Raw genomic sequence first — 26,163 nt, forward strand, 5'->3', positions numbered from 1 at the left:
CCAAGCACGACGGCGGCCGCCCACCTTCATCACGAAGGCGGGCGGCCGCCGTCGTGCTTTAAGCGCACAGAAGGCTAAGTTTGCACTATTAGTAAATGAGTGCAAAACTTTACTTTGTGAATGATAGTGCAGAAATTGAAGGCGGTCTCCGCGAGCGCAAGCGCGCCGCCACGCGGGCGGCCATCACCGCCGCCGCGAGGACCCTGACCGCCGAGCGGGGGCTGAACGGCTACACCGTGGAGGAAGTCTGCGAGCGTGCCGACATCTCCCGCCGGACATTCTTCAACTACTTCCCGACGAAGGAAGACGCAATCCTTGGCCACATCGACGACGACATCCCTGCAGACGTCCTCGAGGAATTCGTCGCCGGCGGCATGTCATCACCGCCCGGGGAAATCTCCCCCACCCTGTTCCAGGACCTCGTCAGGCTGTCCCTCAGACTTTCCGAGCACATGGCAGCCTCCGAAGAGGAAACCCGCCAGCTGATCGGCGTCGTCAAGAAGGAACCCCAGCTGATCCTTCGGATCATCGGCCTGACCGAACAGCGTGAAGCACAGTTCGCCCGCGACGTTGCGCTGCGCGAGGGCGTCGTAGCTGACCACCCCGTGGTCCAGATGGCCGTCGTGCTACTGGGCACCATCGCCCGGAAAAGCAGCATGGCCTATTTCTCCGAAGGCAACACCCGCCCCTACGCCGAGTTGCTGCTGGAGAACATCTCCGCTGCCAGCCAACTCTTCTCCCAGCCGTTCCAAGAACCAGTACCCGCAAAAGGACACCCATGAGCACCACTGCCAGCCCCAAGGCAGCAGCCGGCCCGCTGCTGCTGACCCAGAAACGCATCTGGATCATCTTCTCGGCGCTCATTGCCGGCATGTTGCTCTCCAGCCTCGACCAGACCATCGTTTCCACCGCCATGCCCACTATCGTGGGAAAACTCGGCGGCGTGGAGCACCAGGCCTGGATTACCACCGCCTACCTGCTGGCCACCACCATCGTGATGCCCATCTACGGCAAGTTCGGTGATGTCCTGGGCCGCCGGAACCTGTTCCTTGTGGCCATCGCCCTGTTTACGCTGGCGTCGGTCGGCTGCGCCCTGGCCACCGACTTCTGGGGCTTTGTCATCTTCCGGGCCATCCAAGGCCTGGGCGGCGGCGGCCTGATGATCCTCTCGCAGGCGATCATCGCTGACATCGTCCCGGCGAAGGACCGCGGCAAGTACATGGGTCCCCTGGGCGCCATCTTCGGCCTCTCCGCCGTCGCCGGTCCGCTGCTCGGCGGATTCTTCGTGGACCACATGACGTGGGAATGGGCCTTCTACATCAACATCCCCATCGGCATCGCCGCCATCGTCACCGCCTGGTTCACGCTGACACTGCCCAACAAGAAGGCCGAAAAGCGGATCGATATCCTCGGCGTGATCCTGCTGTCCGCGGCCACCACCTGCCTGATCTTCTTCACCGACTTTGGCGGCAAGAAGGACGAGGGCTGGGATTCGCCGCTGACATGGGCGTTCGGCGCCGGAATGCTCATCTCCGCCGCGGCTTTTGTTATGGTGGAGCGCCGCGCAGAGGATCCCGTCATCCCGCTCAGCCTGTTCAAGAACCGGATCTTCGTCAACGCCACGGCCATCGGCTTTACCCTGGGCCTGGGCATGTTCGCCGCCATCGCCTTCGTTCCCACGTTCCTGCAGATGTCCTCCGGGACCTCTGCGGCTGAATCCGGGCTTCTGATGCTGCCCATGATGGTGGGCCTGATGGGCATGGCCATCTATTCGGGCATCCGGATCTCCAAGACCGGCAAGTACAAGATGTTCCCGATCCTCGGCGCCGCCCTGACGATCGCGGCGATGCTGTGGCTCACCACCCTGACCGCCGAAACGCCCATCTGGGTCATCTGCGTCCAGCTGTCTGTGTTCGGCGCAGGCCTGGGATCGATCATGCAGGTCATCGTCCTGGTGGTGCAGAATTCTGTCCCCGCCGATCAGATCGGCACAGCCACCAGCACCAACAACTACTTCCGCGAAGTCGGCGCGTCCCTGGGCGTGGCAGTGTTCGGCGCGATTTTCACCAACCGGCTCTCGGAGTCACTGACCAGCGCATTCACCGGCGCCGGAGCGTCCCCGGAGCAAGCCTCGCAGTCCACGAGCACCCTGGATCCGCAGGCCCTGAGCCAGTTGCCGGACCAGCTGCGCGATGCAATCGTGAACGCCTACGCAGACTCACTCGCCCCGGTCTTCTGGTATCTGGTGCCGTTCATCGCCCTCGCGCTGATCCTGGCCATCACCCTGAAGCAGATCCCGCTCTCGGATACCGCCGGCATGGTGGCCCGGGGCGAGGCCATCGGCGGCGAGGAAGCAGAAAGCCTGGAAGCAGAGCAGCTGACCCTGTTGAAGGACCCATCGGAGAAGGAGCCCGTTTCCGTCCCGGACCCCGCGGACAGCCTGAAGGACGACGACGGCGAGCTGGTCTCCCAGCGCCGCTGACCGGCGTCGTGCGGCTGTAAGCCGCAGCGGCGGAGGCCGCAGTAAGAGCCTGCAGGGGCGCCGCGATCTTGGGGGTTGCGGCGCCCCTGTTGTTTCGTCGCGCCTGCGCTCCCGGGGCCCCAAGTGTCCTCTCGCGCTACGCGGGCAGCAGCATGGCGGCTGCGGCGCCGGCGAGCATAAACGGGCCGAACGGGATGGAAGACTTCAACGTGCCGCGGCGGGCCGCCAGCAGGGCCATGGACCAGAGGCCCCCCAGCAGGAAAGCCGCGAAGGTCCCGGCAAAAACGTGCCCCCAGCCGAGATAGCCAAGGTACATCCCCAGGACGCCGGCCAGCTTCACGTCGCCAAAGCCCATGCCGGGCGGGTAGACCATCCGCAGGCCAAAATAGAAGACCCACAGAACCGCTCCCCCAGCCAGGATGCGAAGCGCCGGGATCCCCAGTAGCTCGGCAGCAGCGTCGGGTGACCCCGCGAGTGCGGCAGGACCGGCGATCACGTGCACCAAAGCCGCCGCGAGCAACAGAACCCCCGCCACACCGTAGAACGGGAAGACAATCCGGTTGGGCAGCAGATGGTGGCGAACGTCAATCACCGTCAGCCGGGCCGCCATAACCAGGAAGTAGGCACAGGCGGCCAGCACCAGCCAGAACGCCAGCGGGGTGGCGTCCCACAGTCCATCGAGTCGTCGGATCACCCCTCGGATGCTACTGGATTCGTGCGCCGCCGTGCTGAGCCCACGCGTAAACTGTGGATATGTCGACATGGGACACCAGGCGCCGGCCGGATCCGGAGGGCAACGCCGCCGCCGCAGACCTGAGCACCATGTTCCGGAACCTTTGCCGGTCTTCCCCCTGGAAGTGGCAGTCGCTGCGCTTCGAATACTGGGATGAACCGTTTTCCGACGTCCCCGACCCGTCCGCTCCCCTGGTCCGCGCCTGGCTGCGCCGGCCCGGGGCGCTGCGCCTGGAAACTGCCGACCGGCTTGTCCTCCACAGCACCACCGGCATCAACGATTCCAAGGACGGCTTGTATGTCAGCGCCACCCGGAGGTCCTGGCTGCTGCCGCCCCACCTCGTAGCGCCCGTTTACGACGACGGCGGCCTGGTCAGGCGCCGGCCGGAGGCAGCATACGGCGAGCCAGGCTTCGGGAACGGCCGTTTCTCGGCTGCCCTCGATCCCGTGGAACTCGCCGGGAATGCTCCTGTCCCGATCGAGTTCCCGGGCACCAACGCCGTGGAGATCGATACCGTGCAACGCGTGGATCACGATGGCCGGCCGGCGCTGGAGGCAACCGTGACGCCTACCGCGTCCTACCATCCAGCGGATCCTGCCGCTCCGCTCTGCCTGCCCGGCAGCAACCGGGTGCGGATCGACCTGGAAACCGGCGTCTGCGTGGCCAGCCAGTCACTCGAAGCGGCAACCCCGGATTACGGGCACTGGATCCGGATCCTCGCGGTGGACGAGTACATGCTGGACGACCTGTTCGTGGCCGAGTCCATGAACCTAACGGACGTCCGCCGACACATCAGCTGGGACATCCGCGCCTGATCACAGGTCCTCCTCCGGCCATTACCGGCGTTTGACAGACTACCGTGGCCCGCCCTGGGCTAGGCTTCCCTGATGACCGCGCTGACCTCCACTTGGCCCATCTTCGGCCTCACGCTGACCACACCCCGGCTGACACTCAGGCCCGTGACCGATTCACACCTCCCTGCGGCGGTGGAAGCGGCAAAGAGTGGAATCCATGAGCCTGGGAAAAGTCCGTTCAGCACGCCCTGGGCGGAGTTACTCCCAGAGGATCTCGGCCCGAACATGGCCAGATGGCACTGGCGCTGCCGCGCAGAGTCGACACCGGAATCATGGAGTTTGATCCTGGGCATTTGGCACGACGGCGAGTTAGTGGGCTGCCAGGATGTCGGAGCCAAGGATTTCGCCACGCTGAAAACTGTTTCGACAGGCTCCTGGCTCAAGCAGTCCGTCCAGGGCCGGGGCCTCGGCAACGAGATGCGCGCCGCCGTCGTTCTTTATGCCTTTGACTGGCTCAACGCGGAGGTTGCCGAATCCGAAGCCGCCGATTGGAACGCCGCCTCCCTGGGCGTGTCCCGCTCTCTCGGCTACGAACTCAACGGCACCAACAGGCAATCCTGGGGCGGCAAGGCCGTGGAAGTCCAAAAAGTGCGCCTCACCCCCGCAACCTTCAAACGCCCCGACTGGACCCTCAAAGTCGAAGGCCACGAAGCAGCGGCCCGCTTCCTCGGCGTCGGCTGAGGAGTCGTTGGGTCCGCCATGTGGGGTCCTTCGCCGTCGCTTAGACACGATGCATAGGGCTCCGCCGGTCGCTAAGCGAAAGAGAAGGGCCGTGGCCCGACAAACGGAACCACGGCCCTTCGCGAACCCGAACGTAGGGCTAGATTTCAGCCCCTTCGAGGAGCTCTGTCACCAGGGCTGCGATGGGTGAGCGCTCCGAGCGGGTGAGGGTGATGTGGCCGAAGAGTGGATGTCCCTTCAGGGTTTCGACGACGGCGGCGATTCCGTCGTGCCGGCCGACGCGCAGGTTGTCACGCTGGGCGACGTCGTGGGTGAGGACGATCTTGGAGTTCTGGCCAATGCGGCTCATCACGGTGAGGAGGACGTTCTTTTCGAGTGACTGGGCCTCGTCGACGATCACGAAGGCGTCGTGCAGGGAACGGCCGCGGATGTGGGTCAGCGGCATGACCTCGAGCATGCCGCGGTCCATGACTTCTTCCACGACTTCCTGGCTGACCAGGGCGCCGAGCGTATCAAAGACCGCCTGGGCCCATGGGTTCATCTTTTCCGACTCGGAGCCGGGCAGGTAGCCAAGTTCCTGTCCACCCACGGCATAGAGCGGACGGAAGACGATCACCTTGCGGTGCTCGCGGCGTTCCAGCACGGCTTCCAGGCCGGCACACAGGGCCAGCGCGGATTTGCCGGTGCCGGCCCGTCCGCCAACCGAAACGATTCCGACGGCTGGGTCCATCAGCATGTCGATGGCGAGCCGCTGTTCCGCCGATCGTCCGTGGAGCCCGAATACGTCCCGGTCCCCCTTGACCAGCCGCACCTGTTTGTCAGCGCCCACCCGGCCCAGGGCTGAGCCTCGGTTGGAGAGGATCACCAGCCCGGTGTTGACCGGCATTTCCGCGGCTGCGGGAATGAAGACGGGCTCGTGGCCGTACAGGGTGGAAATTTCGTCCTCACTGGCCTCGACCTCCGCGACGCCGGTCCAACCCGAATCCTTGACCAGTTCGTTGCGGTATTCGTCGGCAGTGAGTCCCATGGCGGAGGCCTTGACCCGCATCGGGAGATCCTTCGACACCACGGTGACGTTCCGGCCTTCATTGGCCAGGTTCTTGGCCACAGCCAGGATGCGGCTGTCGTTGTCGCCACTGCGGAAACCCAAGGGGAGCACCTCGGCAGAAATGTGGTTCAGCTCCACCAGAAGGGTGCCGCCCTCGTTTCCGATGGGGATGGGTTTGCTCAAACCACCGTGTTTCACCCGGAGATCATCGAGCAGCCGGAGCGCCTTGCGGGCAAAGTAGCCCAGCTCGGGGTCGTGCCGTTTCCCCTCGAGTTCCGTGATGACAACAATCGGAACAATGACTTCGTGCTCGGCGAAGCGCAGCAGCGCCCGTGGATCGGAGAGCAGGACGGAGGTGTCAATGACGAACGTGCTAATGGTGGCGTCCCTTCCGGAGACAGCAAAACCGGCCGCAGATGTTTCGTCTGCTGCACCGGTTTGTGAGGTGGCTCGCGTGGCGCGAGAGGTAGCTTTCTGTCCCTGGTCAAAAACGGCTTCGGGCAGTTGTTCAGAATTAGCCACATCGACTCCAGCCCCGGGCACGCCCGGAATTGTTATTGGTGAGGCGGCTCGGCCTGGAGGCCGGGTCCGGCCTCCCATACAACCGGCGCGAAATTCGCTCCATGTACTGGCCTCCCCGATCAGCCGGCGATTTTGCCTGCTGATGGATATAACGTAATTCCCTGCCCAGTAATTTCCGGTGCCATCCGTCGGCGATTCCTGTTGCCGGCTTGTGAATTCCTGATGAACGGGGGCGGACCGTGATGAGGCTCAGGTCCCGAAGCGCCGCTGCCTGCCGGCGTAGTCCCGAAGGGCGCGGAGGAAGTCCACTTTTCGGAAGGCGGGCCACAAGGCCTCGCAGAAGTAGAACTCGCTGTACGCGCTCTGCCACATCAGGAACCCGGACAGCCGCTGCTCCCCGGAGGTTCTGATCACCAGGTCCGGATCCGGCTGGCCGCGTGTGTAGAGGAAACGGGAAATATCGTCCACGGACAGGGTGTCAGCGAGCGCCGAAATGTCAGAGCCCTTGGCGACAGCGTCGTGAAGCAGCTCCCGCACGGCGTCAACGATTTCGCGGCGTCCGCCGTAGCCCACCGCAACGTTGACATGGATCTTTTCGCGTACCGGAGTGCGGGCAGTGAGCTTGTTGAGCCGTTCCGCCAGGTAGTCGGGCAAGAGCTCGGGGGCGCCCATGGCGTTGACCGAGATGTTGGCGTCATCGTCCAGGCGGTCCAGGGTGTTGGCAATGATCCCCATCAGAAGGTCCAGCTCCTCGCTGGACCGGCTCATGTTGTCCGTGGACAGCATGTAGAGCGTGACCACCTTAACCCCAAGCTCCTGGCACCAGCCGAGGAATTCATGGATCTTGTCCGCGCCGGCCTGGTGGCCCTGGCTGGTGGGTGCGTTGAACTGTTTGGCCCAGCGGCGGTTGCCATCCACCATCACGCCGATGTGATTGGGAATGCGGCCGCCGGCCAACTCGCTGAGCAGCCGCTTCTCGTAGAAGCCATAAAGGAACCCGCGCAATTCCACGAGGTGACTCACCTGACTTCCGTTGCTGTTCGACGGCATTGCACATCCTAGGCTACCGTCCGGGACCGGGACCGGCGTGACGGGACGTTCCCGGATGACCTGCCACTATTGTTACCCATGAGTAACTTATCCATTGAGAGGATATTCTGAAGCCATGAACAGCCAGACTCCTGACGGCCCCCGTGCGCCCTCGGCGGACCACGGCCACAGCCCCGTGGACGACGCCGCCGTCCGGCTGGCCGAACTCCTGATGATCAAGCCCAAATGGCGCGGCTGGATCCACACCGTCACGGCTCCGTTGGCCCTGGCGGCGGGCCTCGCCCTCGTGGTCCTCGCCCCCACTACGGACCGCAAGATCACCTCAGCCATCTACGCTGCCACCGGCGTCCTGCTTTTCGGCATCAGTGCCATCTACCACCGCGGCAACTGGTCTCCAGGCGTGAAGATTGTCCTCAAGCGCCTGGACCACACCAACATCATGCTGGTGATTGCCGGCAGCTATACGCCCCTGGCCTGGTCGCTGCTGGAACGGCCCAAGGCGGTCCTGCTGCTCTGGGTCATCTGGTCCGGGGCCATTCTCGGCGTGCTGTTCCGGCTGCTGTGGACGGACGCGCCGCGCTGGCTATACGTGCCCATATACATCGCCCTCGGCTGCGGGTCGCTGTTCTACCTGCCGGAGTTCTTCGCGGCCAGCGTCCCCGCCGCCGTCCTGATCTGCGTGGGCGGCGTTCTGTACATCACCGGCGCCGTGTTCTACGCGCTGAAGAAACCCAACTTCAGCTACGAGCATTTTGGCTTCCATGAACTCTTCCATGCCCTGACGGTTCTGGCCTTCGCAGCACATTTCACGGCGATCGCCATCGCAGTCCTCAGTTGAACTGCTGAGGCTGGTAGGAACGCGGGCGCCGCTTCAGTCGCGGGGCCGGGGCCGGTCGGCGGCCTGGCCGTGACCGTTGTCTTCGAGGCCTGCCTGGTCGCCGGACGCATCCGTGTCGCCGGCAACACCGAGGCCGTCGTGGCCGTCCGCAGCTTCAATATCCGCGGCCTCCGCCGCTGCCTGGCGTTCCTCTTCCACCTGCGCCCGGTAGCGGACGCGGCGGATGCGGCGGACCATGTCCACAATCAGCAGCGTAGTGGCCAGGACAAAGAAAGCCGTCATGATGAAGCCCCACAGGCCCGGGGTGATCTGGTCCTCGGAGATGCCCTCACGCAGGCCGGGCGTCGGCAGCGGCGAGGGGGTGGTGGTCAGGGCGAGGATCAAGTGGTGCACGGTTCAAACCTTCTGTGGAAAATGATGGGCGGCCGGCCGGGGATTGCGGACGCGGGTCCGCGGGACCCGGACCAGCCCACAGCATTTCTACACGGCATAGAATATGCTGCCGCTCTATCTTAGCCCGGCGAAAAGGTCCTTTTCGGGCAACTCCGTGGGGACCCTGGACTCGATCAGGGAGTAATCTTCCCACGGCCACACGCGGCGCTGCATCTCGGCCGACACGGCAAAGAAGAACCCCATCGGATCAACCTGCGTCCGGTGCGCGCGGAGTGCGTCGTCGCGGGCCTCAAAAAAGTCCCCGCAGTCGATCTGCGTGGTGGTGGTGTGCGTACCCTGCGGCGGTGTGTGGCCTTCCGCGTCCGTTTCGAGCCACGCGGCCAGCCGCTGGGCGTACGGGGACTGCAGGCCTGCTTCTTCCAGGGCAAAATGCAGTGCGCGGAACCGGTCCGGGCTGAATGCCCTGTCGTAATAGAGCTTGCTGGGTTCCCAGGCCGCTCCGGCGTCGGGATACCTGCTCGGGTCACCCGCAGCCGCAAATGCCTCCACTGCCACACGGTGCGCCATGATGTGGTCAGGGTGCGGGTATCCCCCGTTTTCGTCATAGCTGACAATCACCTGCGGCTTGAAGTCCCGGACCAGCCGCACCAGCGGCGCCGCGGCGCGCTCCAGCGGCTGGACAGCGAAGGATCCGGCCGGCAGCGGCGGCAGCGGATCTCCCTCGGGCAGCCCGGAGTCCGTGAATCCCAACCACCGCTGCTGGATGCCCAGCACCTTGGCCGCCTGGTCCATTTCCAGCCGACGCGCCCCGGCCATGTCCCGCTTGGGATGCGGCTCGCCTTCCACGGCTGGGTTCTGGATGTCTCCGCGTGATCCGTCGGTGCACGTGGCCACCATGACTTCCACTCCCGCTGCGGCGTACATGGCCATGGTCGCCGCGCCCTTGCTGGACTCGTCGTCCGGGTGCGCATGCACGGCTAGCAGCCTCAGCGTTGCCGGTGTATTGGTGGACGCTGTCATCGAGGACGGCTCCTTATTCTTCTGCGGCTGCTGTGACGGCCACTGGACTGAAGGGACTGCATGACTGGACGGACGGAACAGCTGAGCCGGGGTGCCGATCCGGACCGGACGGCCACCGCCTGGAACCGAACTAAACTGGACTGGTGACTACCCAGGATCAGCCCGCCGTGTCCCCGCCTGCAGACACTAGCCTAGCCAATCGTTATGGCAGTAAAAAGCAGCCCCTCCCGCGTGCGGTCAAACGTGGCATTGCCGTAGCGGCGCTGGCGGCCGGAGTGGGGTTTATGGCCTGGGTCTCCACGTCCTCAGCCGGCTCTGACGTGACGTTCAAGGACATCGGTTTCAGCACCCTCGATGCCACGGCGGCCGAGGTTGATTTCCAGGTCACCAGGGAACCGGGGACGGCCGTCAAGTGCGCCGTCAAGGCCCTCGACTCCAAGTTCGCCGTGGTGGGCTGGAAAGTAGTGGACATCCCGCCGGGGAAAGCTGACGGAACGGCCGACGGCGGCAGGACAGTTTCGCAGCGCGTGACACTGCGGACGGAGTCCCTGTCCGTTTCCGGCGTGGTGGACGACTGCTGGATTCCGGGTGCCGGGACGTAGCGCCGTGTGATCTATGCCCCATCCCGGGTTGGGTATGTCCAGAGTTTTGACTACAATGGGTCAATACCTTTACCCCGCTGAGCTGGTTGCTGAGTTCCAAAAGTGGCCACCGTTGCGGGGTCTTTTGCATGTACGACCATTAGGAGAAGTCCGTGTCTACCACCAACAGCGCGCCTGCAGCCTGGCTCACCCAGGAAGCTTTTGACCGCCTGAAGGCAGAGCTGGACCACCTTTCCGGCCCTGGCCGTGCGGAGATCGTCCAGAAGATTGAAGCTGCCCGGCAAGAGGGCGACCTGAAGGAAAACGGCGGCTACCACGCAGCCAAAGAAGAGCAGGGCAAGATCGAAGCCCGGATCCGCCAGCTGACGGCCCTTCTGCGCGATGCCCACGTGGGCGAGTCCCCCGCTGACGACGGCATTGTGGAGCCCGGCATGCTCGTTGTTGCCCGGATCGCAGGCGACGAAGAGACATTCCTGCTGGGGTCCCGCGAAATCGCCGGCGATTCAGACCTGGACGTGTTCAGTGAGAAGTCACCCCTCGGCGCCGCAATCGTCGGCCACAAAGAGGGCGCGAAGCTCAGCTACACGGCTCCGAACGGCAAGGACATCACGGTGGAGATCCTCTCCGCCAAGCCTTACGCAGGCTGACGCTTCAACACTGATCGTTTCAGGCCAACCAAGCCCGGCCAACGCCGGTCCCCGTCAGGGGGCCGGCGTTCTTGCGTGCTTGGGGCGCAGCAACAAGGCAGCGACAACTCCGCCTGCCGCGCCGCCGAGGTGCGCCTGCCAGGAGATGTAGCTGCCCATGATGGGCAGCACCCCCAGCAGGATGCCGCCGTAGACCATAAACAGCACCACGGCGAGCAGGATCTGGCGCCAGCTGTGGTTGAAGAAACCCCGCACCAGGAGGAAGGCGAACAATCCGAAAACCAGGCCGGAGGCGCCAACGGTGATGCCGCCGTCGCCAATCAGCCACACTGTCATTCCGGAGCCCAGCCAGCTGAACCCCAGGGCCGTCAGAAATACCCTCATGCCGGAGAGGAACACGAGGAAGCCGAAGACGATCAGGGGTAGGGCATTAGACAGCAGGTGGTTCAGATTGGCGTGCAGCAGCGGGAACGTCAGGATGTCCAGAAGCCCGTCCGCGGACCGGGGCCGGAGCCCGAAAGTCCGGTTCAGGGCATGCAGGGTCAGCATGTTGATCAGTTCGATCACAAAGAGCACGGCCACAAATCCGCCGGCCACCAACAGTCCGCCTTTCGCCCGCGAGGCTGTGGTCTCCCGGCTCTGCGGCTTTCCGTCCCCCGTCGCGTCAAGCATGGCTGCTCCTAATGCACCACAATGGGCTGGAAACCCTCGGCACGAAGGGCGCCGAGGACCTGCTCGCAATGTTCGTGGCCCTTGGTTTCGAGGTTCACGGTGATGGAAACGTCGCCCATGCTGATGGAGCCGCCAACACGGGTGTGGTCCAGGCCCGTGACGTTCGCATCGTTTTCGGCGATGATGCGGGCGATGGTGGCCAGCGAACCGGGCCGGTCATCCAGCATCATTCGGACGGTCATGTAGCGCCCGGCGGCGGACAGGCCCCGCTGGATGACTTTGAGCATCAGCATCGGATCGATGTTGCCGCCGGACAGGATCACGGCCGTGGTGCCGGGGTTTTCGATCTTGCCGTCCATCAAGGCGGCAACCCCCACGGCTCCGGCGGGTTCCACCACCATCTTGGCCCGTTCCAGCAGGAAGATCAGGGCCCGCGCCAGGGAATCCTCGCTGACGGTGACAACATCGTCCACGAGCTCACGGATGATGCTGAAGGGCAGCTGTCCGGGCCGGCCCACGGCGATGCCGTCAGCCATGGTGGACACTTTCTTCAGCGGAACCAGGGCGTCTGCGGCGAGGGACGGCGGATAGGCCGCTGCGTTTTCGGCCTGGACACCGATGATGCGGATTTCCCGCCCAAGTTCCCTGGCCCGGGCCTTGATGGCTACAGCGACGCCGGCCAGCAGCCCGCCGCCGCCCACACCCATCAGGACGGTGTCCACGTTGGGGATCTGCTCGAGAATTTCCAGGCCGACGGTTCCTTGGCCGGACACCACATCAACATTGTCGAAAGGGTGCACAAAGACCATGCCGGACTCATTGGCGTAGCGCTGCGCCTCGGCGAGGGCCTCATCCACGTTGTGGCCGTGGAGGATCACCTCCGCACCGTGGCTGCGCGTGGCCGCCAGTTTCGGGAGGGCTACGCCCAGCGGCATGTAGATGCGGGCCTTGATGCCCAGGCTTTTGGCGGCTACGGCCACGCCCTGTGCGTGGTTTCCGGCTGACGCGGCCACCACACCGCGTTTTTTATCCTCAGCCGAGAGCTTGGCCATGCGGACATAGGCACCGCGGACCTTGAACGATCCCGCCCGCTGCAGGTTTTCGCATTTGAAGAAGACGTCGCCGCCAACCATCCCGCCCAGGGCCCGTGACGATTCCACCGGGGTCCGCATAATGATCCCCTCGAGCAGCTTCTGCGCCTCCAGGACATCGTCCAGCGTGACGGGAAGGGTATCAAGGGTGTTCACGGACTTGTTCTCCTTGGGTGGATACGGCTCCGGCGCCTTGGCTCATGTTTCAGGCCTGGGCGTCCGGATTGGCTGCTTCTGTGCTGGCTGCGGCATCCTTGCCGCGCTTGGGCTTGAAGCCCGGCAACCGGACGTCCCTGATGGAGTCATGGTCCGGGCCTGGCGTCACCGGCCCTCCGGGGGTTGCCAGCACCTGTTCATGTTCCCACGTTCTGGCCGCGATGTAGCGAATTGCGGAGTTTGCTACGGCGAGGATGGGGACTGAGAACAGCGCGCCGGGGATGCCCGCAAGGTACGAACCCGCCGCCACAGAGAGGATGACCGCCACCGGGTGCAAGGCCACGGCCTTGCCCATCACGAGGGGTTGCAGGATGTGGCTCTCCAGCTGCTGTACCAGCAGGACGATAGCCAGCATGATCAGGGCGTTGACCGGCCCGTTGGCCACCAGGGCCAGGAGTACGGCGATGGCCCCGGTCACCAGGGCACCGACTACAGGGATAAAGGAACCGATGAACACAAGCACGCTCAGGGGCAGGGCCAGCGGCACCCCGATGATGGCCGCGCCGGCGCCGATGCCTACCGCGTCAACAAACGCAACAAACATCTGGATCCGCGCGTAGCTGACCATGGAAGCCCAGCCCTTGCGTCCGGCACCGAACGTTGCCGCACGCGCTTTCTTCGGGAGGAGGCGGACCAGGAAGGCCCAGATGCTGTCGCCTTCGAGCAGGAAGAAGATCAGGATGAACAGGGCCAGCACCATTCCCGCGGCGAAGTGGCCCGCGGTGCTGCCGAAGGACAACGCACCGCTGAGGATGCTGCTGCTGTTGTTCTGGAGTGCGGCGGTTGCTTCCTTGAGGTACTGGTCGATCTGGTCGGCGGTGAGGTGCAGGGGTCCTTCGGCCAGCCAGTCCTGGATCTGCTTCACGCCGGTCAGCGCCTGGGACCACAATTCGCCGAAACCCGAAGCCAGCTGGCGTCCCACCAAGGCAAGGGCGCTAGCAATCACACCGATGAACCCCAGCACCGTGATGGCCACCGCGGCGCCGTTTGGCAGGCGCCTGCCCCGCAGCCAGCGCACCACCGGGCTCAGCAGCCCGGCCAGCAATGCGGCCACCATAACGGGGATAATCAGGAAGCTGATCCGGCTGAGCAGCCAGATCAGGGCGCTGGCCACCAGAAGGATGAGACCGAGCCGCCAGGCCCACGACGCAGCGATCCGGATACCGTAGGGAATGTCCTGCTCAAGCTCCCGGTCCGCGCGCACCCGGGCCGGGCGGACAGTTTCCACCGGCCGGACCGTCTCCGGCGCCGTGCCCGTGGTCTTTGGATCGGATGGGGTGGCGTCCTCGGCTGGCGTCATAGCCTAATACTTCCTCAGCACCGCCCCTTATGCGAAACGGCTACCCGGCCCCGACCAGGACAGCATCGATCCCCCAGGCCATCGTGAACGTTTCCCCGGCCGAAAGCCACCGCAGCCCATCACCCGAGTTGAAGGCATTGGCTGGACCGGTCATGGGTTCGATGGCTACCGCCCTGGGCCTGCCGGGCAGCTCAGTTGTCACAAAGATGTGGACGTACCGGCAGGATTCGTCCTGCCACAACGTGACACTGCGGCCGTCAGGTGCGCTGAGCACATGGCGGGCCGCACCGCCGTCGAACGTCAGGTCAGTGAGGGCTACATCTATCTCAAGGTCCCCCACTCTTCGGCCGTTGCGGAAGTCGCTGTCCCCGCTGACGGGCTCCGAACTCCGCGGGATCAGTCGCTGGTCCGCCACCAGGCGGGTGCCGGCGGCGACGGTCAGGGTGAGCTGGTCCACGTCCGCGTCGCCCAGCCGCAGGTATGGGTGGGCGCCCAGGACGAACGGCGCTGACGCGTTGGAATCGTTGATCAGCGTCTGGCGGACTTCCAGGCCAAGATCCTCAGCGAGAAGGTACTGGACGCGGTGGCGCACCAGGAAGGGGTAGCCATGCTGCGGGAAGACCGTCGCCTCGAGGGTCACGGAATATTGCGATTCATCAACCAGGCTGTAGGCGGAGTTGCGGAGCAGTCCATGACTGGCGTTGTTCCGGGAAACCTCCGTGATGTCCAGTTGCTGCTTCTTGCCGTCCAGGTACCAGACCCCGTCCTCCACCCTGTTTGCCCAGGGGGCGAGGGTGATCCCGGCGGCGCCGGGGGAAATCTCGGCGTCCCCATAAGTCTCGGTGAGCTGGACACCGGCGCGGCTGTAGAGCCGCAGGCCGGCCGCCAACTCAGTCACAACCGCGAACGCGTCACCCCTGCGGAGTTCGTACTGCCGGCCGGTGGCGTAGGTCTGGAATCCGGCGGGAATGCTCGCGTCCGGGGTTGCGCTCGAAGTCATGAGCACCACCGTAACAGGGGGCAAGGACTGCCTGCCATCACCGCGAAATGTTATCTTTTGTGTGAAACTATTCTTTTTTGATCGAAATATGGGATGATTGAGGCAACGGACGCCCGGTACCTCCGGCACCAGCACGCAAAGGACCCCCGCCATGACAGGTATCACCACCACCACGCTCGCCGATGGCCGGGAGCTGATTTACTTCGACGACGGCGCCAGTGCCAAGCCCCGCACCGCGGCCACCACTACCGATCACCGCCCCCTGCCCGAGCGCGGCGAGCCTGGCGAAGTACGCTTCGATGCCCTCACCGACGAGTGGGTGGCCGTCGCGGCGCACCGCCAGTCCCGCACCCACCTCCCGCCTGCCGACCAGTGCCCCATCTGCCCCACCACACCGAACAACCCCTCCGAGATCCCAGCACCCGACTATGACGTTGTGGTGTTTGAAAACCGCTTCCCGTCGCTGGGCCCGGCCGTGGGGCCAGTGCCGTCCACTCCGGCCTGGGGCACCACCGGACCCGCCTACGGACGCTGCGAAGTAGTGGCGTTCACGCCCGAGCACACGGGATCGTTCAGTGGCCTGGGTGAGGCCCGCGCCCGGACTGTGGTTGAGGCGTGGGCGCACCGCACCGAAGTCCTCAGCAAACTGCCGGGGATCAGGCAGGTGTTCCCGTTCGAAAACCGCGGGGCCGACATCGGCGTCACCCTCCACCACCCGCACGGCCAGATCTATGCGTACCCCTACGTCACGCCCCGGGCAGGCGTCATCGGAGCGGCCGCACGCAAGTTCTATGATGGGTCCGACGGGCGGCAGACGCTCACGGGCTCGCTGCTGCGGGCGGAACGCGAGGACGGGAGCCGAATGGTGATGGAGGGCGAGAATTTCAGCGCCTACGTGCCGTTTGCTGCCCGCTGGCCGCTGGAAATTCATCTGGTGCCGCACCGGCAGGTACCCGACCTGGCCGCCCTGAGCGGTGAGGAAAAGGATGAACTGGCCCATGTCTACCTTGACCTGCTCAAACGGCTCGATGCCCTGTATCCGACGCCGACGCCCTACATTTCCGCCTGGCACCAGGCCCCTCTTGACGACCTCCTGCGCCCCGCCAGCTACCTCCACCTCCAGCTGACGTCGCCCCGACGGGCAGCGGACAAGCTCAAGTTCCTGGCCGGCTCCGAAGCCGCCATGGGCGCCTTTATCAATGACACCACCCCGGAAAGCGTGGCGGAACGGCTCCGTGCCGTGGTGGTGCCCGAGTCCAGCCCCGCCCCTGCAGCAACCGCCCCTGCTGCTCTGGGGGCCCTGCCTGAAGGAGTACACGCGTGAGCGCCTCCCCTGACCCGTTTACTGCCCGGGCCGCACTGACCAGCCCGACGGAACCTGGCACTGAGGACCTGGACACAGCGCAGCCCGGCACCGCGGACCTGGCCGCCCGCTTTGGGCAGGAATTCGGCAGGCTGCCCGACGGCGTCTGGCAGGCACCGGGGCGCGTTAACCTCATCGGCGAGCACACCGACTACAACGAAGGTTTTGTGCTCCCGTTCGCGATCGACAAGACCGCACGGGTGGCTGTCGCAGTCCGCCCGGACTCCACGGTCAGGCTCCTCTCCACTTATGGTGACCACGGCATGGTCACCGCCGACCTCGGCTCCTTGGACGCGGCGTCCGCCAAAGGCTGGACGAAGTATCCGCTCGGTGTGATGTGGGCGTTGCAGCAGCAGGGCATCACCGTTCCGGGGGTGGACCTGCTGCTCGATTCCAACGTCCCCCTGGGCGCCGGCCTGTCCTCGTCGCACGCCATCGAATGCGCGGTCATCTCAGCCCTGAATGACCTGACGGGAGCTGGGCTTGAACCCGAGGAGATGGTCCTCGCCACCCAGCGCGCCGAGAACGACTTTGTCGGCGCCCCCACGGGCATCATGGACCAGTCAGCGTCGCTGCGCGGATCCAAGGGGCACGCAGTCTTCCTGGACTGCCGCGACCAGAGCGCTCAGCTGGTTCCCTTCGAAACAGAACCTGCAGGGCTGGTGATGCTGGTGATCGATACCAACGTCTCCCACTCCCATGCCGACGGCGGGTACGCCTCCCGCCGCGCGTCCTGCGAACTGGGCGCCGAGGTCCTGGGCGTCAAGGCACTGCGTGACGTCCGGATGGAGGACCTGGAAGAAGCCGCCGGCCTCCTGGACGAGGTCACCTACCGGCGCGTGCGCCATATCGTGACCGAAAACGACCGCGTGCTGCAGACCGTGGAGCTGCTGGCCAGTGCGGGCCCCGGTTCCATCGGCGCGCTGCTGGACGCCAGCCACGTTTCCATGCGCGACGACTTTGAAATCTCCTGCGCGGAACTGGATCTGGCGGTGGCCACCTCGCGCGCCAACGGCGCAATCGGCGCCCGGATGACCGGCGGTGGCTTCGGCGGGGCCGCCATCGCGCTCACCCCGGTGACGTCGGAGCAGCAGGTGCGCGCCGCCGTCGTGCGTGCCTTCGAAGAAGCCGGCTACACGGCCCCTGACATCTTCACCGTGACCCCTGCAGCGGGAGCCATGCGCATTTCGTAGCGCTGATACCGCAAAAAGAGGGCCCCCTGATGCGACATGCATCGGCGGGGCCCTCTTCTTGTGAGTGCGAATTACGACGGCGGACGCCGGGTTCTGTTGTCAGTCCTCGCCGCGGAGGATGGCCAGGACGCGGATGATCTCCACGTACAGCCAGACCAGGGTGACCGTCAGGCCGAAGGCAGCGGTCCAGGAGAAGCGCTGCGGTGCACCGCTCTGCACGCCGGCTTCGATGCTGGTGAAGTCCATGACCAGGGAGAACGCGGCCAGGCCAATGGCCAGGATGCCGATGACAACACCAATGATGCCGCTGCGCAGGCCGAAGGGTTCCGTCGTCATACCCGTCATCATCATGACCAGGTTGACCACGGAGAACAGGCCGTAACCCACCAGGGCGATCATGAAGAACTTCATGGCCTTGGGAGAGGCGCGCACCTTGCCGCTCTTGAACAGGAGCAGCGTCACGGTGAACACGGACAGCGTGCCGATAACGGCCTGCAGGCCGACTCCCGGGTACATCAGGTCAAGCACGCGGGTGAGGCCGCCGAGGAACAGGCCTTCGAGCCCGGCATAAGCCAGGATCAGGGCCGGCGAAGGCTGCTTCTTGAACGTGTTGACCAGTGCCAGGACGAAGCCGCCCAGCGCACCGACGATCATCAGGATGCTGGCCAGCCCCATGCTGACGAACAGGGTCACCGCGGCACCGGCCATCAGGACTCCGAGGCAGGCCGCTGTCTTGACGATGACGTCGTCGTACGTCATCCGGCCGGTATCCGCGGGACCTGCGGCCGGCTGGTTGTACATCTGGCGCAGCTGCTCATCGGTCATGTTCTGCTGCTGGCCCCAACCGTTCTGGGGATCCATGACCTGGCCGGGAGCCCGCTGGCCGTAAGGCTGCTGGCCGTACTGAGTCTGCCCGTAGGGCGCCTGCGGGACAGGCGGTGCCTGGGTTGCTCCACGGAAATTCTTTCCGTTGAAGATCGGGTTTCCGCCAAGTGCCATTGCTGGTGTCCTCCAAGTAAGGGGGTGGTTGCTGAACTTAAGGTTCACGTTACCAATATCTACGCGCTCACGCCCCAATAAGTTCCCCGTCCATGGCGCCGAAACCCAACCGTGATGCATCCGAGTGGACGGTCGCACGCGCCGCCGGGCGGCGCGTAGGCCAGGCCGCCCACTGAGGAATACTGCTGATCAACAGAAGTTTCTTTGCGAACACTTTGCCAAAGCGCCATGGCTGTAACGCAGTTGTTATGCGATCGCTACCCGACGGCCTACCCCCAGCCTAAAATTTGCCTCTGACGAGCTGTAACATAAACCACACACGGTGACGGATATCACAAACAGGCCCCCAACCTGGAGAAAGCCCCACCATCCGTCCCGTGACGTTTGCAGCGGTTGCAATGGCGCATCCCTGGCCACCCCACCCAAGTGGAGGATTTGAACTTGAGAAGTACACCCAAAGGCTTGCCGCACAGACGGTCGGGCGGATTGCTGACAGTGATAGGGGCCGTCTTTGCCTCCGTCGTGGCAATACTGCTCGTCGTCGCCCCGGCATCACAGGCCACTTCGCCGTCTCCGACACCATCCCCGTCGATTACGACTTTCCAGAACAACATCAGCGGCTTCCTACGGGATGACGCTCGCGCCCCCATCGCCGACGTGACCATAACCGCCAGGAGCGGGGACTTCGAAGGGACCGCCACATCCGCGGCCAACGGGTCCTGGAGCATTGGGGTCCCGGTCCAGGGCACCTATGAGATCGAGCTGGACGAATCGACCCTGCCAGAGGGCATCAGGCTCGCGGAAGGCCAGGAAAACCCCCGCAACGTCACGTTCAGCCAGACCTCCAACCTCTCGGTGATTTTTGCCTTCGGTAAGGGGATCGTGGTCCAGCAGCAGGACTTCGGCCAGAATCTCCTCAACCGGCTCGTAGCGGGGTTGAGCTTTGGCCTCCTGCTGGCGCTGGCTTCCGTGGGACTTTCCCTGATCTTCGGAACCACGGGGCTGACTAACTTCGCCCACGGGGAAATGGTCACCCTCGGCGCTGTGCTGGTCTTTGCCTTTAACGCTATCGGCCTTCCCTTCTGGCTTGCGTTGATCCTCTCGCTCCTCGGCGGAGGCCTCTTCGGCTACGTCCAGGACGCCGGACTGTGGAAGCCGCTTCGGCGCCGCGGGACGGGCCTGGTGCCCATGATGATCGTCAGCATCGGCCTTGCCCTTGCCGTCCGGTACGTCATCCAGTTCTACTTTGGCGGCGCCACGCAGCAACTGCCCTTTGCCCAGAGCGCCGAAATCCAACTGGGTCCGGTATCCATCTCTCCCAACAATCTCTGGTCGCTCATCATCAGTGCAGTGGTGATCGCGCTGATCGGCATCATCCTGCTCAAGACCCGTCTGGGCAAGGCCACCCGTGCGGTGGCCGACAACCCGGCGTTGGCGGCCGCCTCCGGCATCGACGTCGACTCGGTAATCCGGATCGTCTGGGTCACCGGCGGCATGCTCGCCTCCCTCGGCGGAATCCTGTGGGCCTACTACCGGCCAGGGGTGACCTTCGACATGGGTTCGCAGATCCTGCTGCTCATCTTCGCCGGCGTGACCCTGGGCGGCCTCGGCACTGTCTTCGGCGCCCTCATCGGGTCCATCATCGTCGGCATCTTCGTAGAGCTGACAACCGTTTTCGGCCTCGCCGCCGACCTCAAGTATGTGGGAGCACTGTTCATCATGATTGTTGTCCTCTTGTTCCGGCCCCAGGGCATCCTGGGTCGTCGCGAGCGCGTGGGTTAGGAGACAGCCATGGATTTCGGATTCATTTTCTCCAGCGCTGCCAGCGAACTCTTCAGCCCGACCACCGCGGCCTATGCCCTTGCGGCCCTCGGACTGGCAGTCCACTTCGGCTACTCCGGCCTGCTGAACTTTGGCCAGGCCGGCTTTATGGCGGTGGGCGCCTACGGCTTCGCAATCTCGACGCTCACGTTTGGCGTCCCCTTCTTTGTGGGACTGGTCATCGCCGTCATCTGCTCGGTCATCTTCGCGATGCTCCTGGGCATACCGACCCTGCGGCTGCGCGCGGACTACCTGGCAATCGTCACGATCGCGGCCGCGGAAATCGTCCGCTACATCGTCACCACCAACCAGCTGACCGCCGTGACCGGTTCGGCCAACGGCCTGGCCGCCTTCGAAGGAGGGTTCTACGCCATGAACCCGTTCCCGGCGGGCTCGTACCTGGGCATGAACAACCGGGACTTCTTCATCCGCATCGTCGGCTGGGGCCTCGTCGTCATCTGCTGCACCCTGGTATGGCTGCTGATGAGGAGCCCATGGGGCCGCGTACTCAAGGGCATCCGCGAGGACGAAAACGCGGTACGGTCCCTCGGCAAGAACGTATATGCCTACAAAATGCAGGCCCTCATCATCGGTGGCGTGCTCGGCGCCCTGGCGGGCATGATCTTCACGCTCCCCCGCGGCGCAGTCCAGCCGGCCAACTACGGCACCGAACTGACGTTCTTCCTGTACACCTGCCTGCTGCTCGGCGGCCTCGGCACGGTGCTGGGACCCGTCATCGGCGCGATGATCTTCTGGGTGGTGCTGTCCCTCACACAGGGCATCCTGTACGGCCTGATCGAATCCGGCGCCGTCACCTGGCTGAACACAGTCCAGGCCGGCCAGCTGCGTTACATCCTTGTGGGTGTCGCACTGATGCTGCTGATGATCTTCAGGCCCCAGGGCGTCTTCGGCAACAAGAAGGAGCTGGCGTTCGCATGAGCACGCATAGCGAAGAACCCCGTCCGTCGGGGGAAATTGACTACATGACGGACACGCGTCCGATCGCCGCCGGGGACACCGCCCCCGGCTGCAAGAAGCGCGATCCGATCGTGGTGGCGGAAAACGTCACCCGCAGCTTCGGCGGCATCAACGCCGTCGACGTCGAATACCTGGAGATCCCGCGGCACAAGATCACAGCGCTGATCGGCCCGAACGGTGCAGGCAAGACCACGCTCTTCAATCTGCTGACCGGATTCGATATGCCGAACTCGGGAAAATGGCAGTTCGAAGGCAACAGCCTCGCCGGCGTTTCACCTTACAAAGTGGCACGGATGGGGATGGTGAGGACCTTCCAGCTGACCAAGGTCATGGGAAAGCTCACCGTCATGGAGAACATGCGTCTCGGCGGCTCGGAACAGCCCGGTGAGCGCCTCTCCAAGGCCCTGTTCAAGGGCCTCTGGGGCGGCCGGGAAAAGGAGATCACGGCCCAGGCGAACGTCCTGCTTGAGAAGTTCAAGCTGGACGCCAAGAAGGACGACTATGCTGCCTCGCTTTCCGGAGGCCAGCGGAAACTCCTGGAAATGGCACGTTCGCTGATGGTCAGGCCCAAGCTGGTCATGCTGGACGAGCCCATGGCAGGCGTCAACCCGGCGCTGACCCAGTCCCTCCTGGACCACATCAAGAACCTCAAGGCGGAAGGCATGACCGTGCTTTTCGTGGAGCACGACATGAACATGGTGCGTCATATTGCCGACTGGGTGGTAGTGATGGCAGAAGGAAAGATCGTTGCCGAGGGCCCTCCTGGCGAAGTCATGAAGAATCCGGCAGTCATCGATGCCTATCTGGGCGCCCACCACGATGTGGACCTTGGCGACGCCGAGGGCATCAAGGAACTTGCAGCAGAGCTCGAAGCCGATGAGGAGTCGATTGTCGGTACTGAGAACGCGGGCATCATCTCCCTCGATGTGCTCGAGCAGGAGCTTGAGGAAAATCGTGCGGAAGAACCACGTCGTACAGAAAAGGACACAGAATGAGCGCCACGAGTGCGGCTCCCGCTGCCGGTAGCGCGGCAACCGACGATTCGGTCGTCAAGGTAACAAACCTCGTTGCCGGATACCTTCCCGGCGTGAACATCCTGAACGGCTGCAGCATCGAAGCCCGCAAGGGTGAACTGATCGGCATCATTGGTCCCAACGGTGCCGGCAAATCAACGCTACTCAAGGCGATGTTCGGTCTGGTGAAAGTCCATTCGGGCACAGTTGTGGTGCGTGGCCAGGACATCACCGGGCTCAAAGCCAACAAGTTGGTGACCAAGGGCGTGGGATTCGTCCCGCAGAACAACAATGTGTTCGCCACGCTGACTATCGAAGAGAACATGCAGATGGGCATGTTCCAGCGCCCCAAAGACTTCGCCGAGCGGTTTGATTTTGTGACCAGCCTGTTTCCCGAGCTCGGCAAGCGCCGGGCCCAGCGGGCCGGGTCGCTCTCCGGCGGCGAACGTCAGATGGTGGCCATGGGACGCGCGCTGATGATGGAGCCCGCCGTCCTGCTCCTTGATGAGCCCTCCGCAGGCCTCTCCCCTGTCAAGCAGGATGAAACCTTCCTGCGCGTGCACGAGATCAACCGGGCAGGCGTCTCTGTGATCATGGTGGAACAGAATGCCCGCCGTTGCCTCCAGATCTGCGACCGCGCCTATGTGCTGGACCAAGGAAGGGACGCTTACACCGGAACCGGACGGGAACTGATGAAGGACCCGAAGGTGATCCAGCTGTACCTCGGCACCTTGGCGGACGAGGTCTAAGCCGCCTCCGTTCAGCCACCGTCCGGGAGCTGCACGTCCAAGAGCTGCAGAAGGGCCGTCACCGACCGGTGGCGGCCCTTCTGCGTGCCTGGCGTGGTTCCCCGGATTCGTCCCGGTGCCCTCACCCCCTCCCGCACACACAAAGAAACCCCCGCCCGGTGCAACCCGGGCGGGGGTTTCTTTGTGCAGGAAGCGGCTTACAGCTTGCCGAATTCTTCCCTGGACGGTGTGTACTTGTTGTCGTCCTGGTACTCGTAGATGCCGATATAGGCTTCCGTCGGGTCGCCGGCGTCGGAGAACGTCACCGGACCTGACTGGCCGTCATAGTCGATGTCCTTGCCGTTGCGGAGCAGCGTGACGCAGGAGGCGAAGTCGGTGCACTTCTCACCGGACTCCGAGACTGCCTTGAGCTGCTTGGCCATCTCAACGCCCTTAGTGCTCTTGGCGGCTTCAGCTGCAAGGGCGAGCAGGTTCACAGCATCGTAGGATTCACCGGCGTAGCTGTAGTCCTTCAGGGCCGGATCAATGGCAAGCATCTTCTTCTTGAATGCGTCCTTCGCGAACGTGCCAGGGATGGTTCCCTGGGCGCCCTTCAGGGTCCCTGCCTGGAAGTCCTTGCTGTAGTCGGAAGTATTGCCGTCCACGAGGAACATCTGGGTGGGCTTGACACCCTTGCCCGTCATCAGCGGCACGATGCTCTTGGCCTGGTCGAAAGTGATCAGGGCAATTGCGTCCGGCTTGGCCGCGATGACCTTGTCCACCTGGCTGCTGAACTGGGAGTCACCCTCATTGAACAGCTCTTCCGCAACCACCTTGCCGCCGGCCGCTTCGAAGGCGGACTTGACGTTGCTGGCAAGGCCGGTTCCGTAGGCGTCATTGAGTACGATCATGCCCACCGTCTGGGCACCACAGGTGGCCATGTAGTTGCCCAGGACCTTGCCCTGCAGCACATCCGAAGGCGCAGTGCGCCAGTAGAGGCCCTTGTCATCCCAGGCGGTGAAATCCGGAGAGGTGTTGGCGGGCGAGAACTGGATAACACCGGCACCGGTGATCTGGTTGATGACCGTCTTGGAGACACCGGACGATGCGGCACCGATGATGGCACTGACGCCCTGGCCGAGGAGCGCACTGGTGGACTGGGTGGCGATATCTGTCTTGGTGTCGCCGGAGTCACGATGGATCACTTCCACAGGCTTGCCCAGGACACCCCCGGCATCATTGACTTCCTTGACGCCAAGGTTCACACCCGCAATTTCAGGCGGCCCGAGGAAGGCCAGGGAGCCGGTGGTGGGCAGCAGGGATCCCAGTTTGAGCGGAGTTTCCGTGATGGTGGTTGCAGGCGGAACAGCGCCTCCGGCGCTGGCCTGAGCTGTGCTTCCGGGAGCCGCTCCGGGAGCGGGGCAGGAGATCCCAGTTGCTGACGTTTTGGTTTCTGTCGAGCTCGGGGTGGAGGTACCACCGCAGGCTGTGACCAGAAAGGCGACGCCGACGCTAAGCGCTGTGAGCTTAGCAAGACGGGGTGCCGCCGGGGAAAGTGAAATCATTGGCAAATCTCCTGGATCGAAAGGTGCGAACGGCCTTTGACGCGGATGATCAGGTGTTCCTGATTTAACTTCAAGCTAATGCATATCTTCGGCGGATATAAGTGACTGAGGTCACATCCTTATAACAGTCGTTGCATATGCGAAATCAATGAACGGTAGAAGTCTGTTGAGGTCACGCAGCAGGCGCGGAAGGGCGCGTCAGAAGGAACTCCCTAGGGAGAAGTTGTACCCCAGGTGGGACTCGAACCCACAACACGCGGATTTTAAGTCCGCTGCCTCTGCCAATTGGGCTACTGGGGCGCCCGGTCTATGGTATCCCGTCATTCGCCCGCAAGCGGTGCGGCGTACCGGAACGTCCCGTGGACCCCGCCGGGCCAGACCGCCAGCGGGAGCAGCTGGAAGTGGTCCCCCCAGGCCGCGTCGGGAGGGAGGACGCCGAAGGACGCAGCCGGGACGAAGCCGAAGCGCGGGTAGTATTCGGTGCTGCCCAGCAACGCAATCCCGCCCTCCCCCGCAGCGTTGGCCCGGGCAATGGTGTCGTTCATGAGGGCAGTGCCGATCCCATGGCGCTGCAGCCTTGGTGTCACACCGATGGGCCCGAGCCCCAGCAACCCGTAGTCGCCCACCCAGCCCCGCGTGCTGATCACATGGCCGACTATCTCGTCGTCGAGCACCGCCACCACACTGAACTCGGGCAGGTAGTCCTCGCATTCGAAGAGCCGGCGGAGCACGTCCACCTCCTCGGGCTCCCCGTCCACCGGCAGGCCCGTGACCGGGGAGACCGCGAACGCCTCGCCCGTCAACGCGAGGATCTTGTCCCTGTCCGCAGCCGTCTCGTTCCTGAGCAGCAGCTCGGGCCGCGGCACGTGCCGGCTGGCCGCTGACAGCTCAGCCAGGGCTTCGACGGCGCGTGGTGCGTCCGCCACCGGCACCAGCAGATGGTCGTGGTGGAAGCCTGCCAGCACGTTGCAACTGATCCTGGCGTCGGTCAGGGCCTTCCCGACAGCGGCGGTCAGGCCGACAGCCTCCAGCGCAGAGTGCACTTCCAGGGTGATCCAGGCCGCCACAAAGTCGTAGTGCAGCCCCAGGCTTTCTGCCCTTTCCCGCGGCAGGACGACCGTCAGGCCCTCGGCCTCACGGACGGCAGCTTCGATGCCGGGCTCGAGCGGCCTGCCATGCGGCCACAGGACGTAGACGTACTCCCCCTCCCGCTGTACCGGTTTCAGTGTTGCCAGCAGGGTCTGGAGGTTCTTTTCGCCAGTCATGCTGCCAGTCTAGAAGGACGCCAGGCGGGAAACGCCAAAACGGCGGCTATCCCTCAAGGGGACAGCCGCCATCGGGCGTTACAAATGGT

The 26,163-nt window shown here is 64.2% G+C and carries 25 protein-coding genes and 1 tRNA gene; 13 read left to right on the plus strand and 13 right to left on the minus strand.

Features of this window, described 5'->3' with window-relative positions; all coding sequences use genetic code 11:
* Nucleotides 1-116: 116 nt before the first annotated feature.
* Both NFC73_RS04425 and NFC73_RS04430 read left to right on the plus strand, forming a co-directional pair.
* Complete coding sequence (locus tag NFC73_RS04425; RefSeq protein ID WP_254747914.1) at nt 117-782, plus strand: TetR/AcrR family transcriptional regulator; 666 nt, start codon at nt 117-119, stop codon at nt 780-782.
* Nucleotides 779-2,482: an MDR family MFS transporter gene (locus NFC73_RS04430; RefSeq protein WP_254747916.1), complete on the plus strand. Its 1,704-nt coding sequence runs from the start codon at nt 779-781 to the stop codon at nt 2,480-2,482. Before NFC73_RS04425 ends, NFC73_RS04430 begins: the two co-directional genes overlap by 4 nt.
* 136 nt (nt 2,483-2,618) lie before the next feature.
* Here the strand turns inward: NFC73_RS04430 and NFC73_RS04435 are convergent, their stop codons facing one another.
* Nucleotides 2,619-3,176, minus strand: a complete 558-nt coding sequence (locus NFC73_RS04435) for a prepilin peptidase (protein ID WP_254747918.1) — start codon at nt 3,174-3,176, stop codon at nt 2,619-2,621.
* A 59-nt stretch (nt 3,177-3,235) separates the two neighbouring features.
* On the opposite strand from NFC73_RS04435, the gene NFC73_RS04440 reads away from it, so the two are divergent.
* Both NFC73_RS04440 and NFC73_RS04445 read left to right on the plus strand, forming a co-directional pair.
* Nucleotides 3,236-4,030: a hypothetical protein gene (locus NFC73_RS04440; RefSeq protein ID WP_254747921.1), complete on the plus strand. Its 795-nt coding sequence runs from the start codon at nt 3,236-3,238 to the stop codon at nt 4,028-4,030.
* Nucleotides 4,031-4,102: 72 nt separating this feature from the next.
* Entirely contained in the window at nt 4,103-4,750 is a 648-nt protein-coding gene (locus tag NFC73_RS04445) for a GNAT family N-acetyltransferase (RefSeq protein WP_254747923.1), read from the plus strand.
* Between the two features lie 139 nt (nt 4,751-4,889).
* On the opposite strand, the gene phoH2 is transcribed toward NFC73_RS04445, so the two are convergent.
* Nucleotides 4,890-6,320, minus strand: a complete 1,431-nt coding sequence (gene phoH2 / locus NFC73_RS04450; protein ID WP_058929654.1) for an RNA 5'-3' helicase PhoH2 — start codon at nt 6,318-6,320, stop codon at nt 4,890-4,892.
* 249 nt (nt 6,321-6,569) lie between these two features.
* A complete protein-coding gene (locus NFC73_RS04455; protein ID WP_254748251.1) occupies nt 6,570-7,331 on the minus strand; it encodes an isoprenyl transferase in 762 nt (253 codons plus the stop codon).
* A gap of 154 nt (nt 7,332-7,485) precedes the next feature.
* On the opposite strand from NFC73_RS04455, the gene trhA reads away from it, so the two are divergent.
* Nucleotides 7,486-8,208 carry a PAQR family membrane homeostasis protein TrhA gene (gene trhA, locus NFC73_RS04460; protein ID WP_254747925.1) on the plus strand — a complete coding sequence of 241 codons (723 nt, stop codon included), beginning with the start codon at nt 7,486-7,488 and terminating at the stop codon, nt 8,206-8,208.
* Between the two features lie 33 nt (nt 8,209-8,241).
* On the opposite strand, the gene NFC73_RS04465 is transcribed toward trhA, so the two are convergent.
* Together NFC73_RS04465 and mca are read right to left on the minus strand one after the other, a co-directional pair.
* Nucleotides 8,242-8,601 (minus strand): hypothetical protein, encoded by a 360-nt coding sequence (locus tag NFC73_RS04465; RefSeq protein ID WP_254747927.1) that lies wholly within the window; start codon nt 8,599-8,601, stop codon nt 8,242-8,244.
* 114 nt (nt 8,602-8,715) lie between these two features.
* Nucleotides 8,716-9,621, minus strand: a complete 906-nt coding sequence (gene mca / locus NFC73_RS04470; protein WP_254747928.1) for a mycothiol conjugate amidase Mca — start codon at nt 9,619-9,621, stop codon at nt 8,716-8,718.
* A 143-nt stretch (nt 9,622-9,764) separates the two neighbouring features.
* Here mca and NFC73_RS04475 point away from each other — a divergent pair, with 143 nt between their 5' ends.
* Nucleotides 9,765-10,223 carry a DUF4307 domain-containing protein gene (locus tag NFC73_RS04475; RefSeq protein WP_254747930.1) on the plus strand — a complete coding sequence of 153 codons (459 nt, stop codon included), beginning with the start codon at nt 9,765-9,767 and terminating at the stop codon, nt 10,221-10,223.
* Nucleotides 10,224-10,375: 152 nt separating this feature from the next.
* Entirely contained in the window at nt 10,376-10,870 is a 495-nt protein-coding gene (gene greA, locus NFC73_RS04480) for a transcription elongation factor GreA (RefSeq protein ID WP_056343498.1), read from the plus strand.
* Nucleotides 10,871-10,924: 54 nt separating this feature from the next.
* Here the strand turns inward: greA and NFC73_RS04485 are convergent, their stop codons facing one another.
* Genes NFC73_RS04485 through NFC73_RS04500 form a run of 4 tightly spaced genes read right to left on the minus strand, consistent with a single transcriptional unit; the run spans nt 10,925 to nt 15,149 of the window.
* Nucleotides 10,925-11,542, minus strand: coding sequence for a rhomboid family intramembrane serine protease (locus tag NFC73_RS04485; protein WP_254747932.1), 618 nt, complete (start codon nt 11,540-11,542; stop codon nt 10,925-10,927).
* A gap of 8 nt (nt 11,543-11,550) precedes the next feature.
* Nucleotides 11,551-12,789, minus strand: a complete 1,239-nt coding sequence (gene ilvA, locus NFC73_RS04490) for a threonine ammonia-lyase (RefSeq protein ID WP_254747934.1) — start codon at nt 12,787-12,789, stop codon at nt 11,551-11,553.
* Between the two features lie 49 nt (nt 12,790-12,838).
* The gene (locus NFC73_RS04495) at nt 12,839-14,149 is read right to left on the minus strand and encodes an AI-2E family transporter (RefSeq protein ID WP_254747936.1); all 1,311 of its coding nucleotides are present in this window, start codon (nt 14,147-14,149) and stop codon (nt 12,839-12,841) included.
* Nucleotides 14,150-14,189: 40 nt separating this feature from the next.
* On the minus strand, nt 14,190-15,149 hold the full coding sequence (locus tag NFC73_RS04500; protein WP_254747938.1) for an aldose 1-epimerase family protein: 960 nt from the start codon (nt 15,147-15,149) through the stop codon (nt 14,190-14,192).
* Nucleotides 15,150-15,300: 151 nt separating this feature from the next.
* On the opposite strand from NFC73_RS04500, the gene galT reads away from it, so the two are divergent.
* Together galT and galK are read left to right on the plus strand one after the other, a co-directional pair.
* Nucleotides 15,301-16,473 carry a galactose-1-phosphate uridylyltransferase gene (galT, locus tag NFC73_RS04505; RefSeq protein WP_254747940.1) on the plus strand — a complete coding sequence of 391 codons (1,173 nt, stop codon included), beginning with the start codon at nt 15,301-15,303 and terminating at the stop codon, nt 16,471-16,473.
* A 68-nt stretch (nt 16,474-16,541) separates the two neighbouring features.
* On the plus strand, nt 16,542-17,705 hold the full coding sequence (gene galK / locus NFC73_RS04510) for a galactokinase (RefSeq protein WP_372494578.1): 1,164 nt from the start codon (nt 16,542-16,544) through the stop codon (nt 17,703-17,705).
* A 99-nt stretch (nt 17,706-17,804) separates the two neighbouring features.
* Here the strand turns inward: galK and NFC73_RS04515 are convergent, their stop codons facing one another.
* On the minus strand, nt 17,805-18,704 hold the full coding sequence (locus NFC73_RS04515; RefSeq protein WP_254747942.1) for a Bax inhibitor-1/YccA family protein: 900 nt from the start codon (nt 18,702-18,704) through the stop codon (nt 17,805-17,807).
* A gap of 498 nt (nt 18,705-19,202) precedes the next feature.
* Here NFC73_RS04515 and NFC73_RS04520 point away from each other — a divergent pair, with 498 nt between their 5' ends.
* From NFC73_RS04520 to NFC73_RS04535, 4 genes are read left to right on the plus strand one after another with little or no spacing between them, the layout of a single operon-like run.
* Entirely contained in the window at nt 19,203-20,486 is a 1,284-nt protein-coding gene (locus tag NFC73_RS04520) for a branched-chain amino acid ABC transporter permease (protein ID WP_254748255.1), read from the plus strand.
* 9 nt (nt 20,487-20,495) lie between these two features.
* The gene (locus NFC73_RS04525; RefSeq protein WP_254747944.1) at nt 20,496-21,464 is read left to right on the plus strand and encodes a branched-chain amino acid ABC transporter permease; all 969 of its coding nucleotides are present in this window, start codon (nt 20,496-20,498) and stop codon (nt 21,462-21,464) included.
* A complete protein-coding gene (locus tag NFC73_RS04530; protein ID WP_254747946.1) occupies nt 21,461-22,498 on the plus strand; it encodes an ABC transporter ATP-binding protein in 1,038 nt (345 codons plus the stop codon). Before NFC73_RS04525 ends, NFC73_RS04530 begins: the two co-directional genes overlap by 4 nt.
* A complete protein-coding gene (locus NFC73_RS04535; RefSeq protein WP_141139849.1) occupies nt 22,495-23,265 on the plus strand; it encodes an ABC transporter ATP-binding protein in 771 nt (256 codons plus the stop codon). The genes NFC73_RS04530 and NFC73_RS04535 overlap by 4 nt, the downstream gene beginning before the upstream one ends.
* A 197-nt stretch (nt 23,266-23,462) precedes the next feature.
* On the opposite strand, the gene NFC73_RS04540 is transcribed toward NFC73_RS04535, so the two are convergent.
* The 3 genes from NFC73_RS04540 to NFC73_RS04550 form a co-directional block, all read right to left on the minus strand.
* Nucleotides 23,463-24,809, minus strand: a complete 1,347-nt coding sequence (locus NFC73_RS04540) for an ABC transporter substrate-binding protein (protein ID WP_254747947.1) — start codon at nt 24,807-24,809, stop codon at nt 23,463-23,465.
* A 226-nt stretch (nt 24,810-25,035) separates the two neighbouring features.
* Nucleotides 25,036-25,109 (minus strand) — tRNA-Leu (locus NFC73_RS04545).
* Between the two features lie 20 nt (nt 25,110-25,129).
* Complete coding sequence (locus tag NFC73_RS04550) at nt 25,130-26,074, minus strand: N-acetyltransferase (RefSeq protein WP_254747949.1); 945 nt, start codon at nt 26,072-26,074, stop codon at nt 25,130-25,132.
* Nucleotides 26,075-26,163 lie beyond the last annotated feature (89 nt).

Source organism: Pseudarthrobacter humi, from assembly GCF_024294965.1.
GTDB classification, from domain to species: Bacteria; Actinomycetota; Actinomycetes; order Actinomycetales; family Micrococcaceae; genus Arthrobacter; species Arthrobacter humi.

What these genes read in the sequence shown, in the direction of transcription:
- NFC73_RS04430 (WP_254747916.1), top strand. Translation starts at nt 779, where the DNA reads ATGAGCACCACTGCCAGCCCCAAGGCAGCAGCCGGCCCGCTGCTGCTG.
- NFC73_RS04440 (WP_254747921.1), top strand. Translation starts at nt 3,236, where the DNA reads ATGTCGACATGGGACACCAGGCGCCGGCCGGATCCGGAGGGCAACGCC.
- NFC73_RS04445 (WP_254747923.1), top strand. Translation starts at nt 4,103, where the DNA reads ATGACCGCGCTGACCTCCACTTGGCCCATCTTCGGCCTCACGCTGACC.
- trhA (WP_254747925.1), top strand. Translation starts at nt 7,486, where the DNA reads ATGAACAGCCAGACTCCTGACGGCCCCCGTGCGCCCTCGGCGGACCAC.
- mca (WP_254747928.1), bottom strand. Translation starts at nt 9,621, where the DNA reads ATGACAGCGTCCACCAATACACCGGCAACGCTGAGGCTGCTAGCCGTG.
- NFC73_RS04485 (WP_254747932.1), bottom strand. Translation starts at nt 11,542, where the DNA reads ATGCTTGACGCGACGGGGGACGGAAAGCCGCAGAGCCGGGAGACCACA.
- NFC73_RS04495 (WP_254747936.1), bottom strand. Translation starts at nt 14,149, where the DNA reads ATGACGCCAGCCGAGGACGCCACCCCATCCGATCCAAAGACCACGGGC.
- NFC73_RS04500 (WP_254747938.1), bottom strand. Translation starts at nt 15,149, where the DNA reads ATGACTTCGAGCGCAACCCCGGACGCGAGCATTCCCGCCGGATTCCAG.
- galT (WP_254747940.1), top strand. Translation starts at nt 15,301, where the DNA reads ATGACAGGTATCACCACCACCACGCTCGCCGATGGCCGGGAGCTGATT.
- NFC73_RS04515 (WP_254747942.1), bottom strand. Translation starts at nt 18,704, where the DNA reads ATGGCACTTGGCGGAAACCCGATCTTCAACGGAAAGAATTTCCGTGGA.
- NFC73_RS04525 (WP_254747944.1), top strand. Translation starts at nt 20,496, where the DNA reads ATGGATTTCGGATTCATTTTCTCCAGCGCTGCCAGCGAACTCTTCAGC.
- NFC73_RS04530 (WP_254747946.1), top strand. Translation starts at nt 21,461, where the DNA reads ATGAGCACGCATAGCGAAGAACCCCGTCCGTCGGGGGAAATTGACTAC.
- NFC73_RS04535 (WP_141139849.1), top strand. Translation starts at nt 22,495, where the DNA reads ATGAGCGCCACGAGTGCGGCTCCCGCTGCCGGTAGCGCGGCAACCGAC.
- NFC73_RS04540 (WP_254747947.1), bottom strand. Translation starts at nt 24,809, where the DNA reads ATGATTTCACTTTCCCCGGCGGCACCCCGTCTTGCTAAGCTCACAGCG.
- NFC73_RS04550 (WP_254747949.1), bottom strand. Translation starts at nt 26,074, where the DNA reads ATGACTGGCGAAAAGAACCTCCAGACCCTGCTGGCAACACTGAAACCG.